We start from the raw sequence: 25,760 nt of genomic DNA on the forward strand, positions 1-25,760 counted from the left end.
CCACCCGGACGTGGTCTCCGGCGACCTGGACACCGGGCTCGTGGAACGCGAGGCGGAGGGCCTGGTGCCGGACGGGGTGCCGGACGAGCCCGGACCCCGCTCCTCAATCGCCGGAGAGGCTTGATGTGCGGGCGCGGATCCTCAATCGCCGGAGAGGCTCGATGTGCGGGCACGATTCCTCGAACGCCGGAGAGGCCTATTCGTGCGGGCGAGGCTGGTGGCGCGGGCCCCGGGGCAAGAAGTGGGCGGGGCCCGTACCCGTACAGGCCCCGCCACCCACAACCGCTCAACGCGGCATCAGCGCCGAGCCACACCCTCCGCACGGGCCGCCGCGGCCACCGCCGCGGTGACCGCCGGGGCGACCCGCTCGTCGAACGGCGACGGGATCACGTACTCCGCCGCCAGCTCGTCGCCGACCACGTCGGCCAACGCGTTCGCCGCGGCGATCTTCATGCCCTCGGTGATCCGGGAGGCCCGGACCTGGAGCGCGCCCGCGAAGATGCCCGGGAACGCCAGCACGTTGTTGATCTGGTTCGGGAAGTCCGACCGCCCGGTCGCCACCACCGCCGCGTACTTGTGCGCGACGTCCGGGTGGACCTCCGGGTTCGGGTTGGCCATCGCGAAGACGTACGCGCCGGGGGCCATCGAGGCCACCGCCGCCTCCGGGACCGTACCGCCGGAGACGCCGATGAAGACGTCCGCACCGGCGAGCGCCTGCTCCAGCGAACCGGAGAGGCCGGCCCGGTTGGTCAGCTCGGCCAGCTCGCGCTTGACCTCGGTGAGGTCGTCGCGGTCGCGGCTGACGATGCCCTTGCGGTCGGCCACCGCGATGTCGCCGATCCCCGCCTCCAGCAGGAACTTGGCGATGGCGACGCCCGCCGCGCCCGCGCCGGAGATGACACCGCGCAGATCGCCGAGCGTCCGCCCGGAGAGCTTCGCGGCGTTGCGCAGGGCGGCGAGAGTGACGACGGCCGTGCCGTGCTGGTCGTCGTGGAAGACCGGGATGTCCAGCCGCTCCTGGAGCTTGCGCTCGATCTCGAAGCACCGGGGCGCCGAGATGTCCTCCAGGTTCACCCCGCCGAACGAGGGGGCGAGCCGGACGACGGTCTCGACGATCTCGTCGGCGTCGGTGGTCGCGAGCGCGATCGGCACCGCGTCGACGCCGCCGAACTGCTTGAAGAGGATGGCCTTGCCCTCCATGACGGGGAGGGACGCCTCGGGCCCGATGTCGCCGAGGCCGAGCACGGCGGTGCCGTCCGTCACGACGGCCACGACCTGGGACTTCCAGGTGTAGTCGTGGACAAGCTCGGGGTTGTCGGCGATGGCGCTGCACACTTTCGCCACACCGGGCGTGTACGCCAGGGAAAGGTCGTCCTTGTCCCGGATCGGGACGGTGGCCTGCACGGCCATCTTCCCGCCCCGGTGGAGGGCGAAGGCCGGATCGAAGGGCTCGTCGGCCCCGGTGTCCACTGCGCTCGTGCGCTGGATGGCGCTGCCGGCGGTGCTGTCGATGGTGCTGTCGCTGCGAGGATTGACGATCTCCGCTGCCATGGTGTTGACCCCTTAAGTCTTCATCGTTTGAGGGTGGCCACTCCTGGTTGAGGAGGGGTGGGCGGGCACCGCGTACGTGCCCCGCACCGGGCGGTTGGCCCGCCCCGGCAGGGAATGAGGTACATACGCGCGGGCGCGCCGCACACGCGCCCTGAGCCCCGGATGAGGGGTGTAAACGTCTTTCTTACCGGACGGACGGTGTTACGGACGAGTCCATATCGACGCGGTGACGTGACTCATAGTCGAATATCTGGACAAGTCGGCAAACCGGCATAAATGCCGCCCACTAGTCGAGACAGGCCGAAGATTCTCCGGCAGGAGGAATGAATCCCCACAGATGGTCCGGTCCTCGCGCACCGGCCGTTGATGTTCGGGGGTCGCCCGTTATCCGATTTTGACATGGCCGGACCCCTGAATGAGCCAGTCCAAATGGCAGGATGCCGTCATCACACAAGGTGGCGACACTCGAAGGTGCGTGCCAAGCCGCCCACCAGCACCTCACCCTCACCTGCCGGAGGACCCCGACATGACCGCAAGCACCACGCGTCGTACGACCGCGAAGTCCCGGATTGCGGCGATCGGCGCCATCGCGGTCGCCGGCTCCCTGCTGCTCACCGCCTGTGGCGATCAGACAGACAGCTCCTCCCAGGAGGGAGGCAGCGGCAAGGAGACCAAGAGCGGCGCGCCGCTCTTCTCGAAGCTGCCGGAGAAGTACCAGAAGTCCGGTGTGATCAAGGTCGGCACGAATGCCGAATACGCCCCGATGGAGTCCGTCGAGAACGGGAAGATCGTGGGCGTCGACCCCGATCTGGCCGAGGCCCTCGGCAAGCAGCTCGGGGTGAAGTTCGAGTTCACCTCCGGTTCCTTCGACGGTCTGATCACGGCCCTGAACAGTGGGCGTCACGACATCGCGATGTCGTCGATCACGGACAACAAGCAGCGCCAGGAAGGCCTGGACGAGTCGGGCAAGAAGCTGGGCGAGGGCGTCGACTTCGTCGACTACTTCCTCGCCGGCACCGCCGTGTACACGAAGAAGGGCAACCCGCAGAACATCAAGTCCATCGAGGACCTCTGCGGGAAGGCCGCGGCCGTCCAGCGCGGCACCACGTACGAGAAGGCCCTCAAGACGCAGTCGAAGGCCTGTACGGACGGTGGCGAGAAGGCCGTCAAGATCGAGGCGTTCGAGAACGACACCGAGGCGCAGACCCGTGTCAAGTCCGGCGGTGCGGTCGTCGGCGTCAACGACTATCCGGTCGCGGTCGACCTGGCCCGCAAGGCCGACGGCGGCAAGGCGTTCGAGGTCGTGGGCGAGCAGGTCGACGCCGGCCCGTTCGGCATCGCCGTCAAGAAGGGCAACACCGGGCTGCGCGACGCCCTGAAGGAGGCCGTCGACGCGATCATCGCCGACGGTTCGTACCAGAAGGTGCTCGACAAGTGGGGCGCCGGTACGGGAGCGATCGACAAGGCCGCCATCAACGGCGGCAAGTGACCGGACGCTTCGCTGAAGGGCAGTCACCATGACTGACAAGTTCGACAAGACACCCGCCGGTTCACCGGCCGGCCCGGTGTCCGTCTCCAAGGGCGCCACCCCGGCCCCGGAGAACATCAAGGCCATTCCGGTCCGCCATGTCGGCCGCTGGATCAGCGGCGTCGTGGTCATCGGCCTCCTCGTCGCCCTCGGGTACGCCTTCTCGCAGGGCAACATCCAGTGGCACGCCGTGGGCGACAAGCTGTTCGACAGCACGGTCGTCGCCGGTGCGGGCCGCACCCTGCTGATCAGCGTCCTCGCGATGGTGCTCGGCGTGATCCTCGGCGTCGTGCTGGCCGTGATGCGGCTGTCGAAGAACCCGGTCACCAGTTGGGTGGCCTGGCTGTACATCTGGTTCTTCCGGGGCACCCCGGTCTACGTACAGCTGCTGCTCTGGTTCAACCTGGCGCTGATCTTCCCGGTCCTGAACATCCCGTTCATCTACAAGGACGAGATGACGGACGTCATGACCCCGTTCATGTGCGCCCTGCTGGGGCTCGCACTGAACGAGGCCGCCTACATGGCGGAGATCTGCCGGGCCGGCATCCAGTCGGTCGACGAGGGCCAGACCGAGGCCTCGCACGCGCTGGGCATGACCCAGGGCAAGACCATGCGCCGCGTGGTCCTCCCGCAGGCGCTGCGCGTGATCATCCCGCCGACCGGCAACGAGTTCATCAACATGCTGAAGACCTCCTCGCTCGTCTACGCCGTCACGTACAACGAACTGCTCCGCTCCACCTCGCAGATCGGCTCCACGTCGTACGCGGTGATGGAGATGCTGTTCGTCGCGTCCATCTGGTACATCGTGATGACCAGCGTGTTCAGCGTCGGCCAGTACTACCTGGAGCGCCGCTTCGCCCGCGGCTCGCTGCGCTCGCTGCCGCTCACGCCGCTGCAGCGCGTCAAGGTCAACCTCGCCGCGTTCGGCAACCGGCCCTCCGGAGGTGTCTCCGCATGACCACCCCCATGGTGAAGGCCGAGGGCGTCCACAAGTCCTTCGGCGCCGCCCACATCCTCAAGGGCATCGACCTTGAGGTCGCTCCGCGTGAGGTGTTCTGCCTGATCGGCCCGTCCGGCTCCGGCAAGTCGACCTTCCTGCGGTGCATCAACCACCTGGAGAAGATCAACGCCGGCCGGCTCTCGGTCGACGGCGAGCTGGTCGGCTACCGGCAGAAGGGCGACAGGCTCTACGAGCTGAAGGACAGCGAGGTCGCCCTCCAGCGCCGCGACATCGGCATGGTCTTCCAGCGCTTCAACCTGTTCCCGCACATGACGGCCATCGAGAACGTCATGGAGGCCCCGGTCCAGGTCAAGGGCGAGTCCAGGGCCGTGGCCCGGGACCGCGCCGAGAAGCTGCTCGACCGGGTGGGCCTCTCCGACAAGGCGGGGAACTACCCCACCCAGCTGTCCGGCGGGCAGCAGCAGCGCGTGGCCATCGCCCGCGCGCTGGCGATGGAGCCGAAGCTGATGCTCTTCGACGAGCCGACGTCCGCACTCGACCCGGAGCTGGTCGGCGACGTCCTGGACGTCATGCGCGGCCTGGCCGAGGACGGTATGACGATGATCGTCGTCACCCACGAGATGGGCTTCGCCCGCGAGGTGGGAGACGCGCTGGTCTTCATGGACGACGGCGTGGTGGTCGAGTCGGGCCACCCGCGTGACGTGCTGACCAACCCGCAGCACGACCGGACGAAGTCGTTCCTGTCCAAGGTGCTGTAAGGCGCGCGTACGGGAGGGCGGTACGGACCACGGCCCGTACCGCCCTCCCGCGCGTCCGGCCGCGCCCGGTGCGCACCCCCGAGTCCGCGACCGCGCCCTCAGCCCGTCGGCAGCACCTCCGGGCCGGTGAGCAGCTCCTTCAGCTGCTGCCGGGAGAGCGGGGGCTCCGACAGCAGCGGCCCCTGGTTGCCGGTGCCCTCGAAACCGGTGCTGGAGCGTACGAGGAACTGCGAGCCGTCTCGCTGGACGAGCCGGCCGACCAGCTCGGGCCCCCAGTCGACGCTGTCCTCCCCCTCGACGTCCATCGTGTCGTGCCACGTCGTCAGGGTCCGGCCGTCGGGGAGCACCTCCCGCTCGCAGTCGGTACGGGACGGCTCGTGGCCCACCCGGACGCAGAGGTCCTCGTCCGGATCGGCCGGGCGACCCGTCTTCTTCTCCACCGCCTCCCGGTCCTCCAGGGAAAGCACCAGATAGCCGACGGCACCGTCCTTGCGGAACGCGTACTGCCCGTCCAGCGGACCGAGATGGACGGTCTGCGCCTGTTCGGGTGTCACCCCCTTGATGAGGGCGAGGAGCGACACCTCCTCGATCTCCCCCACGTCCGGCGGCAGCAGCGCGGCCAGCCGTTCGGCCTTGGCCGACGCGGGAGCCGAAGCCGACGTCGTCGGGGAGGCGGACGGCCCGGCCGAGGCCACCGAGGTGTGCGCGGGGTCCTCGGTGCCGCCCGCCCGGGGCAGGGCGAACGCCCCGGCGGCGACCACCGCGAGGACGGCGGCCGAGGCGGCGGCCCGGCGGCGCCTGCGGATCCGGGCGGCCTTCGCGTACACGGCCTCGGCGGCGAACGCGGGCTTCCCCGCTCCCTCGGCGGCGCGGTCGAGCAGTTCACGGACGTCGTTCATACCAATTCCTCCGCCATCCCGGCGCGCAGCGCCGCCAGGCCCCGAGCCGTGTGGCTCTTGACCGTGTTCGTCCGCATCCCGAGCGCCTCTGCCGTGGCCTCCACGCTCAGGTCCTCCCAGTAGCGGAGCACCAGCACCGCCCGCTGTCTGGCCGTGAGCCGGGCGAGCGCCTCCCTGACGACCAGACCGGTGTCCGTGTCGGCCGGGTTCCCCGGGCGGTCGGGCAGTTCGCCGTACGCCCGCTCCCGCCGCCAGAACCTCCGACGGCTCGCGATGAACGTGTTGACCAGCGTCTTACGGGCGTACGCCTCGATGTTGTCGAGCCGTCCGTGGCGCCGGCCGCCGAGGACGACCTTGACCAGGGCGCTCTGGACGAGGTCCTCGGCCTCGTGCCGGTCTCCGCAGAGCAGATAGGCGCTGCGGAACAGCGCGGTGCGCCGGCCCTCCACGAAGTCGTGCAGCGCCGCGTCGTCATCGGCCCGCATACGGGACCCTCCCCGGAACTGACAATTCCCTGCCCCCTTCACTCCGCGTTCCCCGGCCCGCGGCGGCGGACCGTCTCACCCTTCCAGTGCGCCGGGGCCCGGCAGAGGTTGCGGGCAGCGGCAAAGAAAAGGGGGCGGTACGGGCCCGAAGCCCGTACCGTCCCTCTCACCGCCATGCGGCTGCCGCCGTTCGCGGGCGGTAACTCCGGGCGGCTACTTCACGGCGAGGACCAGGGTGTCCGAGGGGGACGCCCAGACCGCGCGGGCCTCACCGAAGCCGGAGGCCAGCAGGGTGCGGGCGTGCCAGTCGGCGGAGGGCATGTCGCCGTCCGCGTGCTCGCCGTAGATCGCGAACCGCTCGGCGGTGGGCGCGGCCAGGACGGGGTCCTTCGCGGCGACGGCCCACCACTCGGCCCAGTCCAGCGCCCCGGCGGCCTTGGCGCGGTCCATCGCGGCGTGCCGGTGGGCGCCTTCGGCGGCGTTGATGCGGGGGGTGGCCGGGTCGATCGTGCGGTCGGCGTTCATGAACACCCCACCGTCCCGGACGAGGCCGCCGATCTGCCCGTAGAGCGTGGTGAGCGGGTCCCTGTGCAGCCAGTGCAGGGCGGTGGCGGTGAGGACGGCGTCGTACGAGGTGTGGGGCAGCCGGGCCGTCCAGTCGGGGTCCTTGAGATCGGCGGTGACGAAGGCGACCCGGTCGTCGCCCTCGAAGGTACCGCGGGCGATGGCCAGGAGCGCGGGGTCGAGATCGACTCCGGTGCTCGTGGCGTTCGGGAACCGCTTGAGGAGCCGGTCCGTAATACTTCCCGTACCGCACGCGAGGTCGAGCACCCGCGGTTCCGTTCCGACGACCGCCTCGACCATGTCCAGCATCACCCGGAACCGCTCCTCGCGGTCGGGCATGTACCACTCCTGCTGCCGGTCCCAGCTCTCCTGCCAGGACTGCCAGTCGGTGCCCGTAGCCGTCTCTGTCACGCCAACCTCCACGTAATGCCCGTTTACGTCAATCGACCATTACACTGGCCGACACCCAGACTCTAGACCGACACCGTAAGGACTACAAGTGGAACTGGCCTATTACTCGGACTACGCCGTGCGTCTGGTCAACACCGAGGAGCCGGCCCGCAACAAGGACGCCCTCACCTCCGTCGAGGCGGTCCGGGAGCTGTTCGGAGCCAATCAGCAGGCGGCGCGGCGGACGACGGACGCGGACGTGACCCGGTTCCGTTCCGTACGGGCAAGGCTGCGCTCGGTCTTCGACGCGGCGGACGGGGACGACGAGACGCTCGCGGTCGACCTGCTGAACTCGCTGCTGCTGGAGTTCCCGGTGAGCCCGCAGATCTCGGGGCACGACGTACGCGACCAGGACGGCAGGCCGGACTGGCACATGCATCTGGCCGACCACCCGTCGAACGCGACCGCCGGCTACGCGGCCATCGCGGCGATGGGCCTGGCCTTCCACCTCACCGAGCACGGCGTGGACCGCCTCGGCCTGTGCGAGGCGGCGCCGTGCCGCAACGCCTACCTGGACACCTCCACCAACCGCTCCAGGCGCTACTGCTCGGACCGCTGCGCGACCCGCGCGAACGTGGCCGCCTACCGGGCCCGCAAGCGCGAGGAGGCCGAGCGCACCGGCCGCAGCGCGGAGACCGCCCAGCCGAGCACCGCCGTCACCGACCGCTGACCCTTCGCCAGGGGCCGGTAGCGGGCCCGCACCCGGGCCAGCACCAGCTCCTCCGGCACGGTCCCGTAGTCGGTGCTGTCCCCGCCCGCGAAGGTGTTGTCACCCCGCACCCACCAGCCGCCGGGCCGCCGCTCGGTGGCCCGCTTGACCACCAGCAGGTCCTGCTGGAAGGGGTGCCGCAGGATCACCACGTCACCGGGGCTCACGGGCACCCCGTACTGCACGAGCAGCAGGTCGCCGTGGTAGAGCGTGGGCACCATCGAGGGCCCCGTCACCTCCACCACCCGCAACGGACGCCGCGTCACCCGCCCGCCTCCGGACACCTGTCGCCGCTCCGGCATCTCCGGCACCTCCCGGTTCCTCCTCCACCACATCGTCAGCACATCGCCCGAGCGTCACTCCGTACGTTCGGCCGACGGCCCGATTCTCACACCGGACTTTTGACCTAAGCCCCTGGGGCAGCCACGGAAAGCGGCGCTCCACGGAGTAATGTCCCACCTGAGAAGACGATCACGAGGAGGACAGCTCCATGCTTTCCCGCCTGTTTGCCCCCAAGGTGAAGGTCAGCGCCCACTGCGACCTGCCCTGCGGCGTGTACGACCCGGCCCAGGCCCGCATCGAGGCCGAGTCGGTCAAGGCCGTCCAGGAGAAGTACCAGGCCAACGAGGACGCGGACTTCCGCACCCGCGCCGTCCTGATCAAGGAACAGCGCGCCGAGCTCGCGAAGCACCACGTCTCGGTGCTCTGGAGCGACTACTTCAAGCCCCCGCACTTCGAGAAGTACCCGGAGCTGCACCAGCTGGTCAACGACACCCTGAAGGCGCTCTCCGCGGCCAAGGGCTCGAACGACCCGAAGACGGGCCAGAAGGCTCTGGACCTGATCGCCGAGATCGACCGGATCTTCTGGGAGACCAAGAAGGCCTGATCCTGGTGGAACCGGTTGTCCCGGCGCGTAGTGGCCGGTGAAGCCGCCCATCGGACCGCACCCGGTCCGCCGGTCGCCGATTTCGGCGGCTCGGCGGGCCGGGTGCGGTGTTTTCCGACGGGAGCGCCCGCATCCGCAGTGTGATCCCGGCAGTCACGTCGGCCGAGGACCAACTGTGCCCGCGCCCTGCTGAACACAAAGGTTCCTTGCTCGCCGGAGTTGGCGATGATGCCCCAACTCGGCGGACGAATTCTCGTCAAAGTGACATGATGGGAGCTTCACTGAAGCGAGGGAGCTGAACTCATGCAGTGGACCGTCCATGGTGAGCGGCAGATCTACGACAACCCATGGGTGAATCTCTGGCTCGTGGACGTCCAGCAGCCTGACGGCCGGCGGTGGGAGCACCATGTGGTCCGGATGCGGCACCTGGCCGTGGCGGCCGTGGTCGACGACCAGAAGCGCGTGCTGATGATGTGGCGGCACCGGTTCATCACCGACACCTGGGGCTGGGAACTTCCGATGGGCCTCATCGAGGCCGACGAGACCCCCGAGCAGGCTGCCGCTCGCGAGGTGGAGGAGGAGACCGGGTGGCGGGTGGAGAGCGTCAAGCCGCTGGTTTACGCGCAGCCCGCGAACGGCATCACGGATTCCGAGCACTTCGTCTTCCGCGCCGAGGCCGCCTCGTATGCCGGCCCTCCGACCGAACTGAACGAGTCCGACCGGATCGAGTGGAACCCGATCTCCGAGATCCGAGGCATGATCGACCGCCGTGAGGTCGTGAGCAGCGGCAGCCTGGTCGGTCTGCTGTACCTGCTGTTGGACGAGGCGACCGGCAGTTCCTCGTAAGAGGTCAGCCGAGGACTTCACGCAGGCGTTGCTCGAAGACGAGGACGGGGGCTTCGCGTGCGTAGGGCAGCATTCGGCGGTGAAGTTCCTGGACGTGGCTGCTCACTCGTGGCGAGTCAATGGCTGCGGCGAGGTCGAGGGCGAGGCTGGCGCTGGTGCATGCCTCGTCGAGTTTGCCCAGCTGGAGCTGGGCGCTGGCCAGCCAGTAAGCGTGGAAGGCCCGGCCTCGCTGTTGGTCGGCATTTTCTCGACGTAAGCCCTCAGTGATGAGGGGTTCGGCGCGGGCTGGTTCGCCGAGGCGCGCGTAGGCGATGCCGGTGTCGACGAGGAGTTTCGTCTCGTCGAAGTACTGGACCCAGTCAGGCGCCTCGACTTCGTGTCCGCGTGAGCGTTCGTACTGGTCACGGGAGCGATCCACGGCCTGGTGGCAAGCCTGGGCGTCTCGAAGGGCAGCATGGGCGAACGCTTCTCGCAAGTGCAGCATCGACATGACGAGCGGCTGTTCGCCGGCGGCGCGGGCCGCGTCCTGGGCACGGCATGCAAGGGCCACGGCATCGTTCGGGTTGCCGTCATAGGTGGCCAGCAGGCTCATGCAGGACAGCACATTGGCCATGAAGAGGCTGTCGCCTTGCGTGTGGGAGAGCTTGAGCGCCTGGGTGAAGTAGGTGCGAGCGGTGCTGTACTGACGGGCGTCGAAGTAGGCCCAGCCGGAAAGCCGTGCCAGCTCGGCCGCAACCCCTTGGAGGTCGTGCCGTAAGCCACCCTCGGCAGAGTCGAGGAGGCGGCCGACATAGCGCAGGTGTCCCACGACGGCCGGCCGCAGGGTCGCACCGCCGTGTGCGTTGTCTCGCCGCCAGTAGTCCTGGACCGAGGAGCGCAGGGCTGTGAGGGTGGAACGGGTGGCACGGCCGTCGACCAGAGCGAGAAGGTCGTCCAATTCCTCTGCCGGTTCGGTGCGCTGAGGTTCGCCCGGTACAGCAGGAGAGGGCTCGGGCGGCCTCTCCTCGGTGCGAGCTGGGGCAGGGATCTCCCAGGGTCGGTGGGCCAGGCCGAGCATCGCACCGGGGATGCGCAGGCCGTCGGCGACGCGCTCGATCACGTCGATGTGCGCCAAGCCGCGCCGCCCCGCCATGATCTCGCCGACTCTGCTCGGCGTCATGCCGCACAGCGCGGCGATCCGCGACGGGTAGATCCCGGCCTTGACTTTGACCAGCCGAAAGATGCGGGCAAAGTCCCGAGCGCGACAGGCTTCCTGCCATGCCGCGCTGGCCAGCAGGTCGGCCGGCAGGGCCCGGTGGGCCTGCGAGCGTGCCACTCATCCCCCTCACTCGCCCGTTCGGACGGACTGACATGGGACCGACTGCTGATGAGATTACCCACGTTGGGTAATCACCGTGACCTGATTCTGTGATCGCCGCAGCGGTGAACTTGTGTCCCACAGCCCGCCCGCGACGAGGGGACGCGATGCACGCGATGACGACGCACGACCGACAGACCACCCCGTTGCGGTGGCAGATGCAGTTCAGCCCGGTACGCAAGTGCGTGCCCCTGGCCCGCGCCCTCGTCTCCAAGACGCTCGCGAGCTGGGGATACGGCCAGGAGGACATCGACCTGGTGGTCCTCGTCTGCGGAGAGCTCTCTGCCAATGCCGTCCAGCACGGCGGCAGACGAGGGCACCTCTTCGAAGTTCGGCTGACTGTTGACGGTCCACACTGCCTGGTCGAAGTCTCCGATGCTGGCCGCACCCCTCCCCGCCCCACCCAGGCCGGGGAGGACGACGAAGGCGGCAGGGGCCTGCTTCTCGTCGCAGCGCTCTCTGAAGAAACCGGCCACCACGACCGCCACCCGATCGGCAAGACCGTCTGGGCCCGCCTGATCCTCAGCAGCCCGAGCGAGGAGTCCGTATGCACGAGCTGATCGCTGCCCCATACCTCGACCACCACCTCCTCGTACGGCCGGGCAACCCGAAGGCAGCGCGCCTTCCCACTCACCGGTACGACGAACTGCACACCGCATCGGGTACCTCAGCAGTGCCCGCGTGGCTGGCCGACGTAGCCCGTCAAGCTTGGAAGATCGATCTCAGCGACCGACACCTCGATGAAACTGTGCTGGTTCGTTCCCGCTCTCCATATGCATACGGGCGCGCCTCGTACGAGCTGAACCTCGGCTGCAACTACGACTGCGAACACTGCTACCTCGGCCTGAAGCGATTCGCCGGCCTGGAGTGGCCCGAGCGCGAACGCCTGCTGCACGCCATCAGGGACTCGGGGGTGCTTTGGCTCCAGCTCACAGGCGGTGAGCCGATGATCGACAAACTGTTCCCCGAGACGTACCGGCTGGCGTACGAGCTGGGCATGATGGTCGAGATCCTCACCAATGGCTCGCGTCTTGCCGCACCGAAGAACCTCGCCCTGCTGACTCGCTTGAGGCCGAACCGGATCACACTCAGCCTGTACGGGGCCACAGCAGAGTCCTACGACGGACTGACCCGGCGCCGGGGCGCGTACCGCATGTTCGTCAAAGGACTGGATGCAGCCCACGAAGCTGGGCTACCCCTCGATCTCGCCTTGATCATCACGCGGCACAACGCCCATGAGGCCGACCAGATGCGCGCCTTCGCCGGCCGCTACGACCTACCGTACCGCGAGTACACCCACATGTCGCCGACCATCTACGGCGGCGCGGAAACCCTCGCCACCCAGGCCCCGGACCACCTCGCAGATCGCGAACCCTTCCACGGCTGCAACGCCGGCCACACCTTCTTCCACGTCGACCCGCACGGCATGGCGACCATCTGCAAGGTCGGCCGTGACGAAGCGATCCCCCTCATGACCACGGGAGTCGAGGGCCTGAGCCGCCTTGGCGGCATCGCCGACTCTCTGATGCTTCGCACCGGTGGCTGCACCGGCTGCCAGCTCTCCGGCATCTGCCGGGTCTGCCGACCGCTGGCCAAGGTCTACCAGGAGGCGAAGGCACCACTGGACAGGTACTGCCAACACGCGACTACAAGGAGCTGAACCATGACCGCCGTATCAGTCGAGATCGCCCCCATCCGCCCGCCGTCCGAGCCTGATGCGGAGATCATCCTCATCGACGACGTGGACTCCTTCGCTGCGGCCGCCACGCCCGGCTGCGGGGACGACAACCCGTACAACTGACCATCCCTTCAGGGGCTTTCGGCGGAACGTCGCGCCGGAGGCCCCTGTTGGCGCGTAGATCTGGAAACCTGACGGCCATGCCCGCACCCTCCATCACCTTCGCCGGTCTCCCCTCTGGCGCTCGTACCGCCATCGAGGCCGAGATCGGCTCGATTCTCAAGGTCGAAGACGTCAGTACCGGTCTCAACAGCTCCCTCTCCGCGCTTGCACACACCGCCGACGGAGTCGTCTTCCTCAAGGGCCTGCGCTCCGACCAACGCTGGGTCTGGACGCAGCAACGCGAGGCAGACATCAACCCGTACGTGACCCCGATCGCCCCGCGCCTGCTCTTCCACGTTATCGCCGACGGCTGGGATCTCCTGGGCTTTGAGGCCATCGACGGCCACCATGCCGACTACTCTCCAGGCTCCCTCGACTTGCCCAAAGTGACCGGGGCCCTCAGGGAGCTCGTCTCTCTCCCTTGCCCTGACATCGAACTCCGGCACGCCGAACAACGCTTGGCTGGCTACGTCGCCGATCCCGCCGACGCGGAAGCTTTCGCAGGGAACGCGCTGCTCCACACCGACTGGAACAACCACAACGTTCTCATCACCCACGACCGTGCTCACCTCGTCGACTGGGGCTGGGCCACCCGCGGGGCCGCCTGGATCGATCCAGCTCACTGGATCATCTGGCTCGTCGCGGCGGGCCACACGCCATCAGCCGCAGAGGAGACGGTCTCGTTGCTTCCCGCCTGGGCATTGGCACCACCCCGAGCAGTGGACGCCTTCGCCGACGCCAGCGCGAACCTCTGGGAGGAGATCGCGGGCTCCGCTCCAGACGACTGGACAATGAACTTGCTCAACGCCGCACGGCTCTGGCAACAGCATCGAAGCAATCGCTCCTGACGGACGCAGCCTGCGGATGGATCAACCGTGGCGCAGCCCCCCGCACGTTGATCTCGTGCTCCTGAGCACAGACAGGTCGGCGAACCTTCCGAACTGATCTCTTCCGCGGAAGTGCTACGGCGGCCCCTCGGAGCCCTCGCTCGACAATCAGTCCTATGAAGGGACCCCCATGCCCCAGCAGACCGGCGACCAGCCGAAGGCCCTCAAGCCGGCGCTCGAATCGATGACCCTGCTGGTCGCTGCGGTCATCGTCCATGACAGGGCCACCAACCGCGTCGTCCTACTCAAACGCAGCGAGAACGCCAAGTTCGCCCAAGGCATGTGGGACCTGCCGGTCGGCAAGAGCGAACCCGGCGAGCCCATCACCGAGACCGCGGTCCGCGAACTCCATGAGGAGACCGGCCTCACCGTGAAGCCCGAGTCTCTCAAGGTCGCCCACATCATCCACGGCGCCTGGGGCGTCGAAGCCCCCAACGGCTTCCTCACCGTCGTCTTCACCGCCCACGAGTGGACCGGCGAACCCGAGAACCGCGAACCCCACAAGCACTCCCAGGTCCGCTGGGTCGACGTCAACGCCATCCCCGAGGAATTCGTGGAGACCACCGACAGCGCGCTCCATCGCTACCTCACGGGAGGCCCGCAAGTCTCGCTCAACGGCTGGCGCGAGATGTACTGACTCGCAGGGTTGTTCACGCGGCTGATCGGCGGCCGGCCGCCGAGTGACCTTGTTCGAATCCTAAGCTGTGGCGCTATGGACAACCCGCTCACCCATGAGGCCAGTGCCTTCATCAATTTCCGGAACTACAAATTCCGGGACCCGAGGTCACACAGCTACAGGTGGGTCGATCTCAAACATTTGCGGTTCCCAGCCGAGTCCGGCGAAGCTCAGGAACTGCTCTCGGCGCTCATAGGGCATGAACAGTTCCGGGACGACTACGCGGGCGGCGGAGTCCTGTCGGACGGGCCCAGGCACGGCCCGTACTGACTGAGACTGCTCTCCCCCGACGCCTACGAAGCCGTCAGCCGGGAGAGGAGCGTGTACGTCCTGTGGGGGTGGGTGAACCAGTTCGGGGACGTGCCCGCCGAGCTGGAGGCGGATCTACAGGACGGGGTGTTCGACCGCCTGGCGGTGGCCGACCACATCTGCTACCTGAGCGGGCTGGGGGACGAGGCCACTCATGACTGGGGTCGTGTGCACGACCACTTCCACGAGTTCGTGCTCATCGACCGCTAAGCCGGACGGATCACTCTCCTCGTCGCGGCCGACGACTGAGTGGGTGGTTCCGCGTCCGGCGATGCGTTAATCTTGAAGCGAGACGGACCGTCTCGTCTTATTTGTCGGCTCACCAGGACAGCGAGGTCCCCCATGGAACGCTTCGTCGAAGTCGCCCCCGGCGTACGCCTGTGGGCCCAGGAGCACGGCGCTCCCGACGCCCCCGCCCTGCTGCTGGTCATGGGCGCGCAGGCGTCCGGGCTCGGCTGGCCCGACGAGTTGGTGGAGTTGCTCGGCGCCCGGCATCGCGTGATCCGTTACGACCACCGGGACACCGGCCGGTCCACCCGGGCCTTCGACGAGCGGCCCTACCCGCTCACCGCGCTGGCCGAGGACGCCCTGGCCGTGCTCGACGCGTTCGGTGTGGAGCGCGCGCACGTCGTGGGGATGTCGCTGGGCGGCATGCTCGCCCAGTTGCTGATCGCCGACCATCCCGAGCGGCTGCTGAGCGCCACGGTGTTCGGGACGCGAGCGCTCAGCTCCGCCCCCTACACCGCCCCGGACGGCGTCCGCGTCCCGCCCGAACAGCTTCCCGGCGTCGCGCCCGCCCTGCTGGAGCTGTGGGCCCGGCCCGTGGAGGACCGTGGGCCCGAGGCGGAGTTGGAGCGGCGCGTGGAGCACTGGCGGGCGCTCGGCGGGGGCGTGATCCCCTTCGACGCCGACCGCACCCGGGCCCTGGAGCGCCGGATCATCGAGCACACCGGGCATCACCACGCCGGTTCCGCGCACGCCCGCGCCGACTACTCCGGGATGGACCGCACCGAGCGGCTCGCCAGGACCCGCGTGCCCACCCTGGTCGTCTCGGCCCTCGCCGAACCCGTCTTCCCGCCCCCGCACTCCGAACACCTCGCCCAGGCGATCCGCGGCGCGCGGCTCGTCGAGATCCCGGGCATGGGCCACGCGCTCCCCCGCGAGGTGCACGCCCCGCTCGCCGCCGCGATCCTGGAGCACACCGGCCGGGGCTGACGCCGCGCCCCACGGGCCGGGGCTGACGCCATGCCGCCCTCCCGACCAAGGCGGCCGACACCGCACGGCACGCACCGCTCGCACCGCGCCCCACCGGCGGGAGCCGGCCGGCCCGCCCCCGCCCGCGTCCCCCGCGTCATACCTGAGAGCCACTCCGCAGGTGCCCTCTCCAGCGGGACGCCGGCTACCCGCCCCCGTCCATAACTTCTGTACCGGAAGCACACGATGCCCCTGGTACGGAAGGACCTCACTCCATGCCCGACCGCCCGCGCAGCCCCCGCCGGCTCCGCGCCCTGCTCGCCGCGCTCGTCACCTTCGCGGTGGCCGTGCCGGTGTCCGGAGCGGCCCGGCCCGCCGCCGTTCCCGCCCCCGCGCCGACCGCTCACGGGACGCTGCGGGACGCGGGGCCGACGGCGCTCGCCCGGCGGTACGCGGTGAGCCGGCACGACATCCGGGCGGCCGGGCGGACGGCGGCGGAGCACGGGGACCTCCGGCGGGCGGCCTCGCTGCGCGCGATGGCCGCGCCCGGGCGGCAGTTCCTCGCCTTCGACGGGCGGGACGGCGGCCGGAGCACCGAGGTCGTCGGGGACCTGCCCGCGGCCCGGCGGATCGCGGTGCTGGTGCCCGGGGCGGGCGTCGGTCTTGACACGTACTGGCGGCTGCGGCGTGATGCCCGGGCGCTGCACCGGGAGTTGGGGAAGGGTGCGGCCGTCGTCGCCTGGCTCGGCTACCACACGCCCGCCACCGTAAGCCCGGCCGCGCTGACCACCGGTCGCGCCGACGAGGCAGCGCCGGGGCTGCGCGCGTTGGTGGACGGGCTGCGCGTGATGCTCCCCGGCGCCCGGATCAGCCTGCTCTGCCACTCGTACGGCTCGGTGATCTGCGCCCGGTCCGCGCCGGGGACGGCGGCCGACGCCCTCGTCCTCTACGGCAGCCCCGGCGTCGGAGCCCGGGACGCCGCCTCGCTGCGCACCGGGGCCCGGGTGTGGGCGGGCCGGAGCGGCGGGGACTGGATCGCCGGGGTGCCCCATGTCCGGGTGCGGGTGCCGTTCGTCGCGACGGTCGGCTTCGGGACCGATCCGGTGGCGGACCGGTTCGGGGCCGAGGTGTTCGACGCGGGCGACGGTGGCCACAGCGACTATCTGCTCCCCGGTTCGCGCTCCTTGACGAACCTGGCCCGGATCACCGTGGGCGCCGAACCGCTGGGGGCTTCCCGATGACTGGTCTCGTCGCACGGATCGAGGCCGCCACCCCGCCGGGCCGGGACCGGGCCGTCGACGCTCTGCGGGCCCTGGCGATCCTCGGCGTGGTGGGCGGACACTGGCTGGTGACCGCGCTGGTCACCGACAGCGGCACGGTGCGCGGGGCGAGCCCGCTGACGCACGTGCCGGAACTCACCCCGGTCTCCTGGGTGTTCCAGACCCTCGCGGTGTTCTTCCTGGTGGGCGGGCAGGTGGCGGCGGGGAGTTGGGCATCGGCCCGGCAGCGCCGCGTGCCGTACGGGCGGTGGGTGCGCGCCCGGTTGGGGCGCCTGTTCCGGCCGGTGGCGGCGGTGCTCGTGGTGTGGGCGCTCGCGGCGGCCGCGATGCTGGTGGCCGGGGTGGGCGAGTCGACGGTCCGGGCGCTGGTCAAGCTGGTCTGGTCCCCGCTGTGGTTCCTGCTGGTCTTCGCCGCGCTGACGGCGCTGACTCCGCTGGTGGCGCGGCTGCACCCGCTGTGGCCGCTCGTGGTGGTGCTCCACGTCGACCTCGTACGCCTGGGCCTCGGCGGTCCTCGCGAGCTGGGGTGGATCAACGTGGTCGCGGGGTGGCTGGTGCCCTACTGCCTGGGGGCGCTGGTGGCCCGGGGCGGGCTGCGGGGCCGGACGGGCCGCTGGGCGCTGCTGCTCGGCGGTGCCGCGGCGGCCGTCGCGCTCGTTCTGTGGGCCGGGTATCCGGCCGCCATGGTCGGCGTTCCGGGCGGCCGGATGTCCAATCTGGATCCGCCGAGCCTGGCCGCCGTGGCGTTCGGTCTGGCCCAGTGCGGAGCGGCGCTCCTGCTGCTCGGGCCGCTGCGCCGGGCGCTGCGGAGGCCCGCGGTCTGGGCGGTGGTGGCGATGGTGAACCTGTCGGCGATGACCGTCTTCCTGTGGCACCAGACCGCGATGATCATCGTCACGACAAGTGCGGCGCTGATCGCGGACGGGCCGCTGCCGGGGCTGCACACCGTGCCCGACGGCGCCGGCTGGGTGCTCGCCCGGTTGCTCTGGCTGCCGGTGTTCGCGGCGGCCCTGCTGGTGTGCTGGGCCGCGTTCCGGGGTTACGAGCAGGGCGGGCGGCCCCACGGCGGGGGCTCCCTCGTCGTACGGGAGTCCATCGGGGAGTCCTCCCCCGGGCGGAAGGGACACGCGCGTCGTGCCTAGTCTGAGCAGGAGTGGAGCCGAGGGGGCGGTGGGGGCGGTGACGTCATCGAGGGCGGTACGTCTGCGGGCGGCGGTGCGCCGTGCGCCGCGTGCGCTGTACGAGGAGTTGTGGGCCGCGCCCGCCGACCGGGTGCCGCGCATGGAAGAGCCGAACGCCCCGGTGTGGCGCCCGGTGTTCCTGGTGCTGCTGGTGATCACCGCGGTCGGCGCCCTGGTAGTCCGCACCTTCGAGCTCACGCCGTTCGGCGCCTCGATCAGCGGCCTGGCGCTGCTGGTGGCCGTCGCGCAGTCCGTGGCGCTGGTGGCCGGAATGATCCGTCCGGTGGGCGCCTGGTGGGCGGCGACCGCGCTGGCGTTCATGGCTGCGCTCGTCACCGTGGCCTCCGTCCCCTCGGTCCACCCCACGTACCCGGGCCCCGTGTCCGCTTATCCCACCCCCTTCGCGGGGGTGGCACTGCAGGGCGGTGCGTTGTTCCTGCTGGCGCTGCGGGTCCGGCCCCGCCGCGCGTCGGTCGCGCTGGCGATCTCGCTGGCTCCGGCGCTGTTCGTCGCCCTGCGTACACCGCCCCTGCCGCATGTGCCCCCGGCCGTGGCCGTACTCGTGCTCGTCACCGCGCTGGCCCTCGGCGCCGCGCTGCGCAGCCTGCGCCTGGCCCGCAAGGACCTCGTCGTCCAGGTCGAGCTGACCGCCGAGGAACAGGCCCGGCGCACCCTGCTGGAGGAACGCAACCGGATCGCCCGCGAGCTGCACGACGTGGTCGCCCACCACATGTCGGTGATCTCCATCCAGGCGCAGGTCGCCCCGCATCTGGTGGAGCACCCCACCGAGGAGCTGCGGGAGAATCTGACCGGCATCCGTGAGAACGCCCTGGAAGCCCTCACCGAGCTGCGCCGGGTGCTGGGCGTCCTGCGCTCGGAGGACGCCCCGTCGCAGAGTGCGCGGCACGCCCCGCAGCCGGGCCTCGACGGCCTCGACGGCCTGCTCGCCACGGTGCGGTCGGCCGGTCTCGCCGTCACCCGCTCCACGACCGGCGATCCCCGCCCCCTCCCGCCGGGCGTCGAGCTGTCCGCGTACCGCATCGTGCAGGAGGCGCTGAGCAACGTGATGCGTCACGCGCCCAGCGCGAGCGCCGAGGTGGTGATCGGCCACCGGCCCGCCGGGCTGACCGTCCGGGTCGTCAACTCGCCGCCGGACGGACCGGCCGCGCCCTCCCCGGGCGTACGCCACGGCCTGCTCGGGATGCGCGAACGCACGGCGATGCTCGGCGGCGAGCTGGCCACCGGTCCCACACCCGACGGCGGCTGGGAAGTCACCGCGCTGCTGCCCACCGGAACAACCGAGACGACCGAGGACGCCCCATGACACCACCCATCCGCGCCGTGATCGCCGACGACCAGATGATGGTCCGCCAGGGCTTCACGGTCCTGCTGAACGCGGAGCCGGACATCGAGGTCGTCGGGCAGGCCGTCAACGGGCTCGACGCGGTCGACAAGGTCGCCGAACTCGCGCCGGACGTCGTCCTGATGGACATCCGGATGCCGGAGCTGGGCGGTATCGAGGCGACCCGGCGGATCACCTCCCCCGAGGGCTCCACGGTGAAGGTGCTCGTGCTGACCACCTTCGATCTGGACGAGTACGTCTACGAGGCGCTGCGCGCGGGCGCTTCGGGCTTCCTGCTGAAGGACGCCTCCGCCGAAGAACTGGCGCACGCGGTACGGGTGGTGGCGGCGGGCGACGCGCTGCTCTCCCCGAACATCACCAAGCGGCTCATCGTGGAGTTCTCCCGGACGGCCGGGACCCCGCGCCCACCGCTCAAGGCGCGCGTCGGGGAGCTGACGGAGCGCGAGACGGAGGTGCTGACGCTGATCGCGGGCGGACTGTCGAACGCGGAGATCTCCCGGCAGCTCATCGTGGCGGAGCAGACGGTGAAGACCCATGTGGGCCGGATCCTGGTCAAGTTGGGCGTCCGCGACCGGACCCAGGCTGCGGTGTTCGCGTACGAGTCGGGGCTGGTGCGCCCGGCCGGGCTCTGACCTCCCGCGCCCGGCGCGGGGCCCGTTTCGTAGGATCGGCTCCGTGACAACGGGGAACGGGGCGGGAACAGCGGGCGGCGCAGCGGTGGCGCCCACCGGGATCGAGCGCGCACTGTCCGCGGCCGTCGCGGGCGGCAGCGCCGACGCGGTCGTGGAGCTGCTCGCGCGGACCCGGCTGTACGTGCTCGTCGCCCGGCTGCACGCGGACATCCCCGGCTGGACGGCCCCCCTGCCCGCGATCCGCGACGAGGCCTCCGGGCGGACCTGCGTCCCGGTCCTGACCCAGGGCATGCTGCCGCCCTGGCACCCGGAGTGGGTCTTCCGCGAGGTGAGCCTCGGCGAGCTCGCCCGGATCTGGCCGTACGACGTGCGCCGGCTCGCGGTGAACCACGGCACCCCGTACGCGGCGATGGTCGACGCCCGGCCCCGGCGGCTGAAAGCCTGGTCGAGGGCGGACGAGCGCTCCGGCGGGGCCCAGCGGGGCATCCTGCTCACCGACGACGGCGGGCCGCTGCACGGACCGCTCGCCCACGGGCTGGCGCTCGGCGCCCATCTGGCCGTCACCAACGGCCTGATCTGGAACCGGCTCGGCGCCGCCTACGAGGACTACGCGACCGACCGGGCCCGGCTGCGCAGCCCGTGGCGCATCCCGCACCGCGCCGAGTACCGCGACCGCCTCGCCTCCCTGATGAAGAACCAGCTGGTCGGGCGCGTACAGGAAGCCGTCCTGCGGACCCGGCACACCCTGGCGCACCGGCTGGGGCGGACGCCCACGCCCGAGGAGTGGGCCGAAGCGGTGGCCCGCGCCTTCGCCGCGCGCGACGCGGACGACCGGGCGGCCGCAAACCGGACGCTGCGCCACATCGCCCTGTACGAGGAGAAGTTCCGGGCTGACGGCGCACTCGCCCCGGAAGGCCGCGTCGACACCCTGGCCGCCTTCGACCTCGGCCGGGCGGTCAACGTCGTACGGCTCGCGCTCGGCGCCCGGTACGGCGAACCACACGAGGCCGAGCAGGACGTGCTGCGCATCGGCGGACTCGCCCGGGCGGCCTACTCCACGTGGGCGGACTTCTCCCTCGGCTACCTCATGGCCCGGGTGGTCCACCGGGCCGAGGACGACGGACCGGAGGCAGCGGAACTCACGTACCGGCAGTCGCTCACCGAACACCGCATCCTCGTCCAGGACCCCACCAGCCCCTACCGGAACATCGCGTGGTCATGAACCCGATCCACCCGAACCACCTCCCGGCTCCCCCGGCTCCCCCGGCCCCCTGGGTCCCGCCGTCCGAGACCGAGCAGCTTCTCCACGAGGCGGCGCTGCGCGGCGACGCCCGGGCCCAACTGGCGGCGCTCGCCGGGGCCGAGCTGTACATCCCGGCCCCGCGTGCCGAGGTGGACGCGAAGCCGGACACCATCACCTGGCGCGCGCACCACGACCCGGCCGGCTTCGTCTGCCGGCCGGTGCTCACCCGGGGCATGCTGCCGGCCTGGCATCCGGACTGGGTCTTCCACGGGGTCTCGCTGCGCTGGGCCGCCGAGTTCGGCTGGTCCGACCCGCACGTGTTCCTCGGGGTGAACGTGGGGACGCCCGGCCAACTGCTGCTGCCGACGGGCCCGACGGACCTGGCGCTGTGGCAGCGCGCGTACGCGGAGAACGACCGTCTCCCGGAGAACCGGCTGCTCGCGCTGCGCCATGGCGCGCTGCGCGGGCCGCTGGCGTACGGGCTGGCCTGCGGGGCGCATCTGGCGATCGGGAACGCGGTGCCGTGGAACGAGGTCGGCACGGTCTGCCGCGACTACACCACCGAGCGCGATCAGCTGCGCGACTCCTGGGGCATCACCGGCCACGCGGAGTGGCGCAAGCAGCTCGACGTGCTGCTGGAGGCCCGCAACAGCCCGCCGGAGCCGGACTTCGTGCTGCGGGCCCGGGAGCAGTTGGCGGCCGGGCTCGGCGAGCTGCCCTCGGCCGATCTGTGGCGCGAGACCGCCGCCGGTCACGCCCAGGACCTCGGGGCCGACGCGGGCACGGTGAAGGGCATCGAGGACCTCGTACGCCGGATCATGCGCTACGAGGCCCGGTTCCGGGCGGACGGGCTGCTGCCGCCGGACGGCCGGGTGCGCACGACGGTCGCGTACGACTACGGGCGGGCGGTGAACCTGGCGCGCTGGGGGCTGTCGGCGCGCTACTGCGCCCCCGCCGACGCGGAGCAGGCGATCGTCTACGCGGGGGCGCTGAGCAAGTCGGCCCACCGTTCCTGGGAGGAGTTCTCGGCGGGGTACGCGCTGGGGCGGGTCCTGCGGTTCGACGAGGAGGAGTACGGGCCGTTCTACGAACAGAACGTCCTCGCCCACCGTCTGCTGGCGGAGAGCGAGGGCAGTCCGTGGCGTCATATCCCGTGGCGGTGAGGCGGGGTCTCCAGGTCAGCCGCCCGCCAGCAGGTGCCGGTAGCTGTCCGGGTTCTCGACGAGGAACTGCGCGAAGTTCTTGGCCGGGTGCCCGGTGAGCGTGGGCACCGCGTCGGAGACGGCGGCCAGCTCTCCGTCGGCGATGGCCTCGTACGAGGTGACCCAGCCGGCCACCTCCCAGTCCTCGGCCCCGTGGCCGGCTCGGGAGGCGTAGGCCTGCTCGCGGGTCTCGGGGACGTAGACGACGGGTCGTCCGGTGACCCGGCTCAGTTCGTCGGCCGCCTCGGCGAGGGTGAAGGCCTCGGGTCCGGTGAGGTCGTAGACCCGGTCGTCGTGGTCCGTGCTCTCGTCCAGCAGCACGGCCGCCGCCGCGTCGGCGATGTCCTCGTGGGCGACGGCCGCCACCCGTCCGTCGCTGCCGGGCCCGCGCAGCACACCGTCGGTCCCGGTCATCGCGGGCAGCCCCGCCAGATACCAGTTGTCCCGCAGGAAGGTGTGGCGGATCTCGGCCGTACGGATGTGGGCCTCGGTGTCCCAGTGGTCGCGGGCGAACGTGAACGTGGCGTCGGGAGCGGCCCCCTGGAAGGACACGTACACGATCCGCTCCACGCCCACCGCCACGGCGGCGTCGATCGCCGTGGTGTGCTCGCGCACCCGGTGGGGGCTTTCGTGGGCGGAGACCAGGAACAGCGTGTGGGCCCCGTCGAGAGCCCGGCGCATGGCCTCCGCGTCGCCGTAGCGGGCGGCGGGCGCGTGGTCGGCGCCGGGCAGATCGGGCAGCCGGGCGGGGTCGCGGCCGAGGAGCCGCACGGGTGCACCGGTCCGGGCCAGCCGTCGGGCGACCCGGCCGCCGACCGCTCCGGTCGCTCCGGTCACCGCGATGAGGGGGCCGATCACTGGGGTTCGTTTTCCTCTCGTCGTCCTCCGTCCCAGGGCCGCACCTCCACGACCGCGCCCACCGGGAGCGGTCCGTACAGGTGCGGGAACTCCTCGCCGCCGGGCTTCATCGCCTCGTACCGGACGGGGTCGGCGAGGCGGGCGGGGTCGACGACCAGGACCACGAGTTCCTGGTCGTCTTCCCCGTACAGCGTCCGGGCCACCCCGGGGAGTTGGTGGGGCAGCGAGAGATGGATGAAGCCCTCCTGCTGGAGAGTGCGGCCGCGGGTGGACATCTCGTACGTCCCTGTCCCGCGGGCCGCCTCCCAGAGAGGTGCTTCGGCGAGGTGGAGCAGCGGTTCGGTCATCGAACCACGCTAGCGGGCGGTGCTCGGCGCCTGCTAGAAGGTGCGGCGACGAGCCCTGCGCGTGGCCACGAGAACCGTGCCGCCGGCGGCGACCAGCGCGGCCGCGATGGACCCGATGATCCATTCGCCGCCCCGGGAGCCGGTGTCGGGCAGCTCACCCGGGTGGCTCGGCGAGTGCGTGGGGTGCGGCGGGTGGCCGGTGCGGGTGGGGGTGGGCGTGGGGTCGGTCGGCGTCGGCGTGGGGTCGGTCGGGGTGGGCGTCGGGTCCGTGGGAGTCGGCGTCGGGTCCGTCGGGGTGGGCGTCGGGTCGGTCGGCGTCGGCGTGGGATCCGTGGGAGTCGGCGTCGGATCCGTCGGGGTCGGCGTCGGGTCCGTGGGAGTCGGCGTCGGGTCCGTCGGGGTCGGCGTCGGATCCGTCGGGGTCGGCGTCGGGTCCGTGGGAGTCGGCGTCGGGTCCGTCGGGGTCGGCGTCGGGTCGGTCGGCGTCGGCGTGGGATCCGTGGGAGTCGGCGTCGGGTCCGTCGGCGTCGGCGTCGGGTCGGTCGGCGTCGGCGTCGGATCCGTCGGGGTCGGCGTCGGGTCGGTCGGCGTCGGCGTCGGATCCGTCGGGGTCGGCGTCGGATCCGTCGGCGTCGGCGTCGGATCCGTGGGAGTCGGCGTCGGATCCGTCGGCGTCGGCGTCGGGTCGGGCGAGCAGGTCGGCAGGTCGCCGTCGAAGGGGTACGCGTGGATCTCCTGGCCGCCCGACGCGCCCGCCGAGGTGTGGGTGAGTGAACCCGCCGTGTAGAAACGGCCGTTGGTGCCGCTCATGCTGAGCACGGTGGTGCTCGTCGGCTGGCCCACCAGCACGCTGCCCTCGAACTGGGCCGGACCGGTCAAGGACAGGTCGGTGGCGTCCGGGAAGTTCCACAGCAGGTTCTCGCGGAGGCCCTCGTTGGGGAACGAGCCCATGAACGTGGCGACGCTGCGCGTGTCGCCGTAGACGTTGACGAGGACGGTCGCGCCCTCGGGGATGCCGTTGAAGACGAACCCCGTGTTGCCGCCCGCCTCCGACTCCAGGTCCGCGTCCACATCGAAGATCTGGATCGCGGACGAGCCGTCACCCGTGAACGTCATGACGTCACCGGTCTTCACCCAGGTGCCCGTCGCCTCCCGGTGCTCGTCGCCGTCGTACGCGTAGCACTGGCTGGCCTCGGTGAGCTGCGGGCGCAGCCCGGTGTACGGGGCGGCCGCGTCCTCGTCGAAGCGCGGGGCGGTGGTGGGGTTCACCGTGCCGGTGAGCTCGCCCGCGTACGCGACGCGGCCGGAGTGCGTGCCCTCCTCGGCGAGCAGGCGCTCGCCGGCGGCGATGGTCACGTCGCCGCCCGCCGTCAGGTAGTCGGAGCCGTCCGGCGGCGGCACCCGCGAACCGACGCCCGCGATGCCGACGTTGTAGATCTGCGAGACCCCGTCCCGCTTGTCCATGTCGAAGCTGCCGAGGGTGACGACCTTCCCCTCCGCCTCGGCCGCCGCCTCCCGGACGAGGAAGTCCCCGCCGACGTAGACGTTGATGTTGCTGTCGAAGTTGGTGACCGGGCCGTTGTTGGGGTCGTTCCAGCTGGGCGGGCAGGAGCTGCCGAGGCAGGGTCCCAGTCCGCCCGGCAGCGGATCGGCACCCGCGGCCGGGGCCAGCACGCCCACCATCGCCGCGGCCGTGGCCACTGTCACTGCTGCCCGGATTGCGTTGCCGCGCCTGCGCGCCTTCTGTTCCATGC

At 70.9% G+C, this 25,760-nt stretch carries 29 protein-coding genes; 20 read left to right on the forward strand and 9 right to left on the reverse strand.

The genetic code is table 11. The features are described from left to right. Positions 1-297 precede the first annotated feature (297 nt). Entirely contained in the window at positions 298-1,551 is a 1,254-nt protein-coding gene (locus tag AB0F29_RS30755) for an NADP-dependent malic enzyme (protein WP_361878839.1), read from the reverse strand. Between the two features lie 526 nt (positions 1,552-2,077). Between AB0F29_RS30755 and AB0F29_RS30760 the strand changes: the two genes are divergently transcribed. From AB0F29_RS30760 to AB0F29_RS30770, 3 genes are read left to right on the forward strand one after another with little or no spacing between them, the layout of a single operon-like run. After that, a complete protein-coding gene (locus tag AB0F29_RS30760; RefSeq protein ID WP_361878842.1) occupies positions 2,078-3,040 on the forward strand; it encodes an ABC transporter substrate-binding protein in 963 nt (320 codons plus the stop codon). A 28-nt stretch (positions 3,041-3,068) separates the two neighbouring features. Further along, positions 3,069-4,037 (forward strand): amino acid ABC transporter permease, encoded by a 969-nt coding sequence (locus AB0F29_RS30765; RefSeq protein WP_361878845.1) that lies wholly within the window; start codon positions 3,069-3,071, stop codon positions 4,035-4,037. After that, positions 4,034-4,798 (forward strand): amino acid ABC transporter ATP-binding protein, encoded by a 765-nt coding sequence (locus AB0F29_RS30770; RefSeq protein ID WP_361878848.1) that lies wholly within the window; start codon positions 4,034-4,036, stop codon positions 4,796-4,798. The genes AB0F29_RS30765 and AB0F29_RS30770 overlap by 4 nt, the downstream gene beginning before the upstream one ends. 98 nt (positions 4,799-4,896) lie before the next feature. Here AB0F29_RS30770 and AB0F29_RS30775 read toward each other — a convergent pair whose 3' ends face one another. The 3 genes from AB0F29_RS30775 to AB0F29_RS30785 all read right to left on the reverse strand — a co-directional run bounded on the left by AB0F29_RS30775 (position 4,897) and on the right by AB0F29_RS30785 (position 7,157). Beyond that, positions 4,897-5,697, reverse strand: a complete 801-nt coding sequence (locus AB0F29_RS30775) for a hypothetical protein (RefSeq protein ID WP_361878851.1) — start codon at positions 5,695-5,697, stop codon at positions 4,897-4,899. Next, positions 5,694-6,182, reverse strand: a complete 489-nt coding sequence (locus AB0F29_RS30780) for a SigE family RNA polymerase sigma factor (RefSeq protein WP_361878854.1) — start codon at positions 6,180-6,182, stop codon at positions 5,694-5,696. The genes AB0F29_RS30775 and AB0F29_RS30780 overlap by 4 nt, the downstream gene beginning before the upstream one ends. A gap of 213 nt (positions 6,183-6,395) precedes the next feature. Beyond that, positions 6,396-7,157: a class I SAM-dependent methyltransferase gene (locus tag AB0F29_RS30785; protein ID WP_361878857.1), complete on the reverse strand. Its 762-nt coding sequence runs from the start codon at positions 7,155-7,157 to the stop codon at positions 6,396-6,398. Positions 7,158-7,245: 88 nt separating this feature from the next. On the opposite strand from AB0F29_RS30785, the gene AB0F29_RS30790 reads away from it, so the two are divergent. Beyond that, on the forward strand, positions 7,246-7,866 hold the full coding sequence (locus AB0F29_RS30790) for a CGNR zinc finger domain-containing protein (RefSeq protein ID WP_361878860.1): 621 nt from the start codon (positions 7,246-7,248) through the stop codon (positions 7,864-7,866). On the opposite strand, the gene sodX is transcribed toward AB0F29_RS30790, so the two are convergent. Then, positions 7,779-8,207, reverse strand: a complete 429-nt coding sequence (gene sodX, locus AB0F29_RS30795; protein ID WP_361878863.1) for a nickel-type superoxide dismutase maturation protease — start codon at positions 8,205-8,207, stop codon at positions 7,779-7,781. The two genes, AB0F29_RS30790 and sodX, sit on opposite strands and share 88 nt — an antisense overlap. A 188-nt stretch (positions 8,208-8,395) precedes the next feature. Here sodX and sodN point away from each other — a divergent pair, with 188 nt between their 5' ends. Then, positions 8,396-8,791, forward strand: coding sequence for a superoxide dismutase, Ni (sodN, locus tag AB0F29_RS30800; RefSeq protein WP_018959076.1), 396 nt, complete (start codon positions 8,396-8,398; stop codon positions 8,789-8,791). 303 nt (positions 8,792-9,094) lie between these two features. Continuing rightward, positions 9,095-9,637 carry an NUDIX hydrolase gene (locus tag AB0F29_RS30805; protein ID WP_361878866.1) on the forward strand — a complete coding sequence of 181 codons (543 nt, stop codon included), beginning with the start codon at positions 9,095-9,097 and terminating at the stop codon, positions 9,635-9,637. A gap of 4 nt (positions 9,638-9,641) precedes the next feature. On the opposite strand, the gene AB0F29_RS30810 is transcribed toward AB0F29_RS30805, so the two are convergent. Beyond that, positions 9,642-10,952 (reverse strand): helix-turn-helix domain-containing protein, encoded by a 1,311-nt coding sequence (locus AB0F29_RS30810; RefSeq protein WP_361878869.1) that lies wholly within the window; start codon positions 10,950-10,952, stop codon positions 9,642-9,644. A 158-nt stretch (positions 10,953-11,110) separates the two neighbouring features. On the opposite strand from AB0F29_RS30810, the gene AB0F29_RS30815 reads away from it, so the two are divergent. The 14 genes from AB0F29_RS30815 (at position 11,111) to AB0F29_RS30880 (ending at position 22,762) form a co-directional block, all read left to right on the forward strand. Continuing rightward, positions 11,111-11,554, forward strand: coding sequence for an ATP-binding protein (locus AB0F29_RS30815; protein ID WP_361878872.1), 444 nt, complete (start codon positions 11,111-11,113; stop codon positions 11,552-11,554). Further along, the gene (locus tag AB0F29_RS30820) at positions 11,542-12,654 is read left to right on the forward strand and encodes a radical SAM protein (protein ID WP_361878875.1); all 1,113 of its coding nucleotides are present in this window, start codon (positions 11,542-11,544) and stop codon (positions 12,652-12,654) included. The genes AB0F29_RS30815 and AB0F29_RS30820 overlap by 13 nt, the downstream gene beginning before the upstream one ends. Positions 12,655-12,657: 3 nt before the next feature. Then, on the forward strand, positions 12,658-12,795 hold the full coding sequence (locus tag AB0F29_RS30825) for a hypothetical protein (protein WP_361878878.1): 138 nt from the start codon (positions 12,658-12,660) through the stop codon (positions 12,793-12,795). Positions 12,796-12,872: 77 nt separating this feature from the next. Next, the gene (locus tag AB0F29_RS30830; RefSeq protein WP_361878881.1) at positions 12,873-13,682 is read left to right on the forward strand and encodes an aminoglycoside phosphotransferase; all 810 of its coding nucleotides are present in this window, start codon (positions 12,873-12,875) and stop codon (positions 13,680-13,682) included. A gap of 169 nt (positions 13,683-13,851) precedes the next feature. Further along, on the forward strand, positions 13,852-14,358 hold the full coding sequence (locus AB0F29_RS30835) for an NUDIX domain-containing protein (protein ID WP_361878884.1): 507 nt from the start codon (positions 13,852-13,854) through the stop codon (positions 14,356-14,358). Positions 14,359-14,433: 75 nt separating this feature from the next. Next, on the forward strand, positions 14,434-14,667 hold the full coding sequence (locus tag AB0F29_RS30840; protein ID WP_361878887.1) for a hypothetical protein: 234 nt from the start codon (positions 14,434-14,436) through the stop codon (positions 14,665-14,667). Between the two features lie 51 nt (positions 14,668-14,718). Next, positions 14,719-14,916, forward strand: coding sequence for a hypothetical protein (locus AB0F29_RS30845; protein ID WP_361878890.1), 198 nt, complete (start codon positions 14,719-14,721; stop codon positions 14,914-14,916). A gap of 132 nt (positions 14,917-15,048) precedes the next feature. Beyond that, complete coding sequence (locus tag AB0F29_RS30850) at positions 15,049-15,921, forward strand: alpha/beta hydrolase (protein WP_361878893.1); 873 nt, start codon at positions 15,049-15,051, stop codon at positions 15,919-15,921. Positions 15,922-16,175: 254 nt separating this feature from the next. Further along, complete coding sequence (locus tag AB0F29_RS30855; protein WP_361878896.1) at positions 16,176-17,141, forward strand: alpha/beta hydrolase; 966 nt, start codon at positions 16,176-16,178, stop codon at positions 17,139-17,141. Further along, positions 17,138-18,322 (forward strand): acyltransferase, encoded by a 1,185-nt coding sequence (locus AB0F29_RS30860; protein WP_361878899.1) that lies wholly within the window; start codon positions 17,138-17,140, stop codon positions 18,320-18,322. The genes AB0F29_RS30855 and AB0F29_RS30860 overlap by 4 nt, the downstream gene beginning before the upstream one ends. A 28-nt stretch (positions 18,323-18,350) precedes the next feature. Then, on the forward strand, positions 18,351-19,685 hold the full coding sequence (locus AB0F29_RS30865; RefSeq protein ID WP_361879183.1) for a sensor histidine kinase: 1,335 nt from the start codon (positions 18,351-18,353) through the stop codon (positions 19,683-19,685). Continuing rightward, positions 19,682-20,356, forward strand: a complete 675-nt coding sequence (locus AB0F29_RS30870) for a response regulator transcription factor (protein ID WP_361878902.1) — start codon at positions 19,682-19,684, stop codon at positions 20,354-20,356. Before AB0F29_RS30865 ends, AB0F29_RS30870 begins: the two co-directional genes overlap by 4 nt. Before the next feature lie 43 nt (positions 20,357-20,399). Beyond that, complete coding sequence (locus AB0F29_RS30875; protein WP_361878905.1) at positions 20,400-21,578, forward strand: DUF1266 domain-containing protein; 1,179 nt, start codon at positions 20,400-20,402, stop codon at positions 21,576-21,578. Next, positions 21,575-22,762 carry a DUF1266 domain-containing protein gene (locus tag AB0F29_RS30880; protein WP_361878908.1) on the forward strand — a complete coding sequence of 396 codons (1,188 nt, stop codon included), beginning with the start codon at positions 21,575-21,577 and terminating at the stop codon, positions 22,760-22,762. The genes AB0F29_RS30875 and AB0F29_RS30880 overlap by 4 nt, the downstream gene beginning before the upstream one ends. 15 nt (positions 22,763-22,777) lie before the next feature. Here AB0F29_RS30880 and AB0F29_RS30885 read toward each other — a convergent pair whose 3' ends face one another. The 3 genes from AB0F29_RS30885 to AB0F29_RS30895 are packed head-to-tail and all read right to left on the reverse strand — an operon-like array spanning position 22,778 to position 25,758. Then, positions 22,778-23,659, reverse strand: a complete 882-nt coding sequence (locus AB0F29_RS30885) for an SDR family oxidoreductase (protein WP_361878911.1) — start codon at positions 23,657-23,659, stop codon at positions 22,778-22,780. Beyond that, entirely contained in the window at positions 23,656-24,006 is a 351-nt protein-coding gene (locus AB0F29_RS30890) for a DUF952 domain-containing protein (protein ID WP_361878914.1), read from the reverse strand. Before AB0F29_RS30890 ends, AB0F29_RS30885 begins: the two co-directional genes overlap by 4 nt. A 33-nt stretch (positions 24,007-24,039) precedes the next feature. Next, positions 24,040-25,758 (reverse strand): choice-of-anchor A family protein, encoded by a 1,719-nt coding sequence (locus AB0F29_RS30895; RefSeq protein ID WP_361878917.1) that lies wholly within the window; start codon positions 25,756-25,758, stop codon positions 24,040-24,042. Positions 25,759-25,760: the final 2 nt, after the last annotated feature.

Origin of the sequence: Streptomyces sp. NPDC026589 (assembly GCF_040638385.1) — a bacterium.
In the GTDB taxonomy this organism is placed as follows: domain Bacteria; phylum Actinomycetota; class Actinomycetes; order Streptomycetales; family Streptomycetaceae; genus Streptomyces.

Bases quoted from the DNA above. Each gene is read 5' to 3' on its own strand.
- AB0F29_RS30755 (WP_361878839.1), bottom strand. From the start codon at position 1,551: ATGGCAGCGGAGATCGTCAATCCTCGCAGCGACAGCACCATCGACAGC.
- AB0F29_RS30760 (WP_361878842.1), top strand. From the start codon at position 2,078: ATGACCGCAAGCACCACGCGTCGTACGACCGCGAAGTCCCGGATTGCG.
- AB0F29_RS30765 (WP_361878845.1), top strand. From the start codon at position 3,069: ATGACTGACAAGTTCGACAAGACACCCGCCGGTTCACCGGCCGGCCCG.
- AB0F29_RS30770 (WP_361878848.1), top strand. From the start codon at position 4,034: ATGACCACCCCCATGGTGAAGGCCGAGGGCGTCCACAAGTCCTTCGGC.
- AB0F29_RS30775 (WP_361878851.1), bottom strand. From the start codon at position 5,697: ATGAACGACGTCCGTGAACTGCTCGACCGCGCCGCCGAGGGAGCGGGG.
- AB0F29_RS30780 (WP_361878854.1), bottom strand. From the start codon at position 6,182: ATGCGGGCCGATGACGACGCGGCGCTGCACGACTTCGTGGAGGGCCGG.
- sodX (WP_361878863.1), bottom strand. From the start codon at position 8,207: ATGCCGGAGCGGCGACAGGTGTCCGGAGGCGGGCGGGTGACGCGGCGT.
- sodN (WP_018959076.1), top strand. From the start codon at position 8,396: ATGCTTTCCCGCCTGTTTGCCCCCAAGGTGAAGGTCAGCGCCCACTGC.
- AB0F29_RS30805 (WP_361878866.1), top strand. From the start codon at position 9,095: ATGCAGTGGACCGTCCATGGTGAGCGGCAGATCTACGACAACCCATGG.
- AB0F29_RS30815 (WP_361878872.1), top strand. From the start codon at position 11,111: ATGACGACGCACGACCGACAGACCACCCCGTTGCGGTGGCAGATGCAG.
- AB0F29_RS30820 (WP_361878875.1), top strand. From the start codon at position 11,542: ATGCACGAGCTGATCGCTGCCCCATACCTCGACCACCACCTCCTCGTA.
- AB0F29_RS30825 (WP_361878878.1), top strand. From the start codon at position 12,658: ATGACCGCCGTATCAGTCGAGATCGCCCCCATCCGCCCGCCGTCCGAG.
- AB0F29_RS30830 (WP_361878881.1), top strand. From the start codon at position 12,873: ATGCCCGCACCCTCCATCACCTTCGCCGGTCTCCCCTCTGGCGCTCGT.
- AB0F29_RS30835 (WP_361878884.1), top strand. From the start codon at position 13,852: ATGCCCCAGCAGACCGGCGACCAGCCGAAGGCCCTCAAGCCGGCGCTC.
- AB0F29_RS30840 (WP_361878887.1), top strand. From the start codon at position 14,434: ATGGACAACCCGCTCACCCATGAGGCCAGTGCCTTCATCAATTTCCGG.
- AB0F29_RS30850 (WP_361878893.1), top strand. From the start codon at position 15,049: ATGGAACGCTTCGTCGAAGTCGCCCCCGGCGTACGCCTGTGGGCCCAG.
- AB0F29_RS30855 (WP_361878896.1), top strand. From the start codon at position 16,176: ATGCCCGACCGCCCGCGCAGCCCCCGCCGGCTCCGCGCCCTGCTCGCC.
- AB0F29_RS30860 (WP_361878899.1), top strand. From the start codon at position 17,138: ATGACTGGTCTCGTCGCACGGATCGAGGCCGCCACCCCGCCGGGCCGG.
- AB0F29_RS30870 (WP_361878902.1), top strand. From the start codon at position 19,682: ATGACACCACCCATCCGCGCCGTGATCGCCGACGACCAGATGATGGTC.
- AB0F29_RS30880 (WP_361878908.1), top strand. From the start codon at position 21,575: ATGAACCCGATCCACCCGAACCACCTCCCGGCTCCCCCGGCTCCCCCG.
- AB0F29_RS30890 (WP_361878914.1), bottom strand. From the start codon at position 24,006: ATGACCGAACCGCTGCTCCACCTCGCCGAAGCACCTCTCTGGGAGGCG.
- AB0F29_RS30895 (WP_361878917.1), bottom strand. From the start codon at position 25,758: ATGGAACAGAAGGCGCGCAGGCGCGGCAACGCAATCCGGGCAGCAGTG.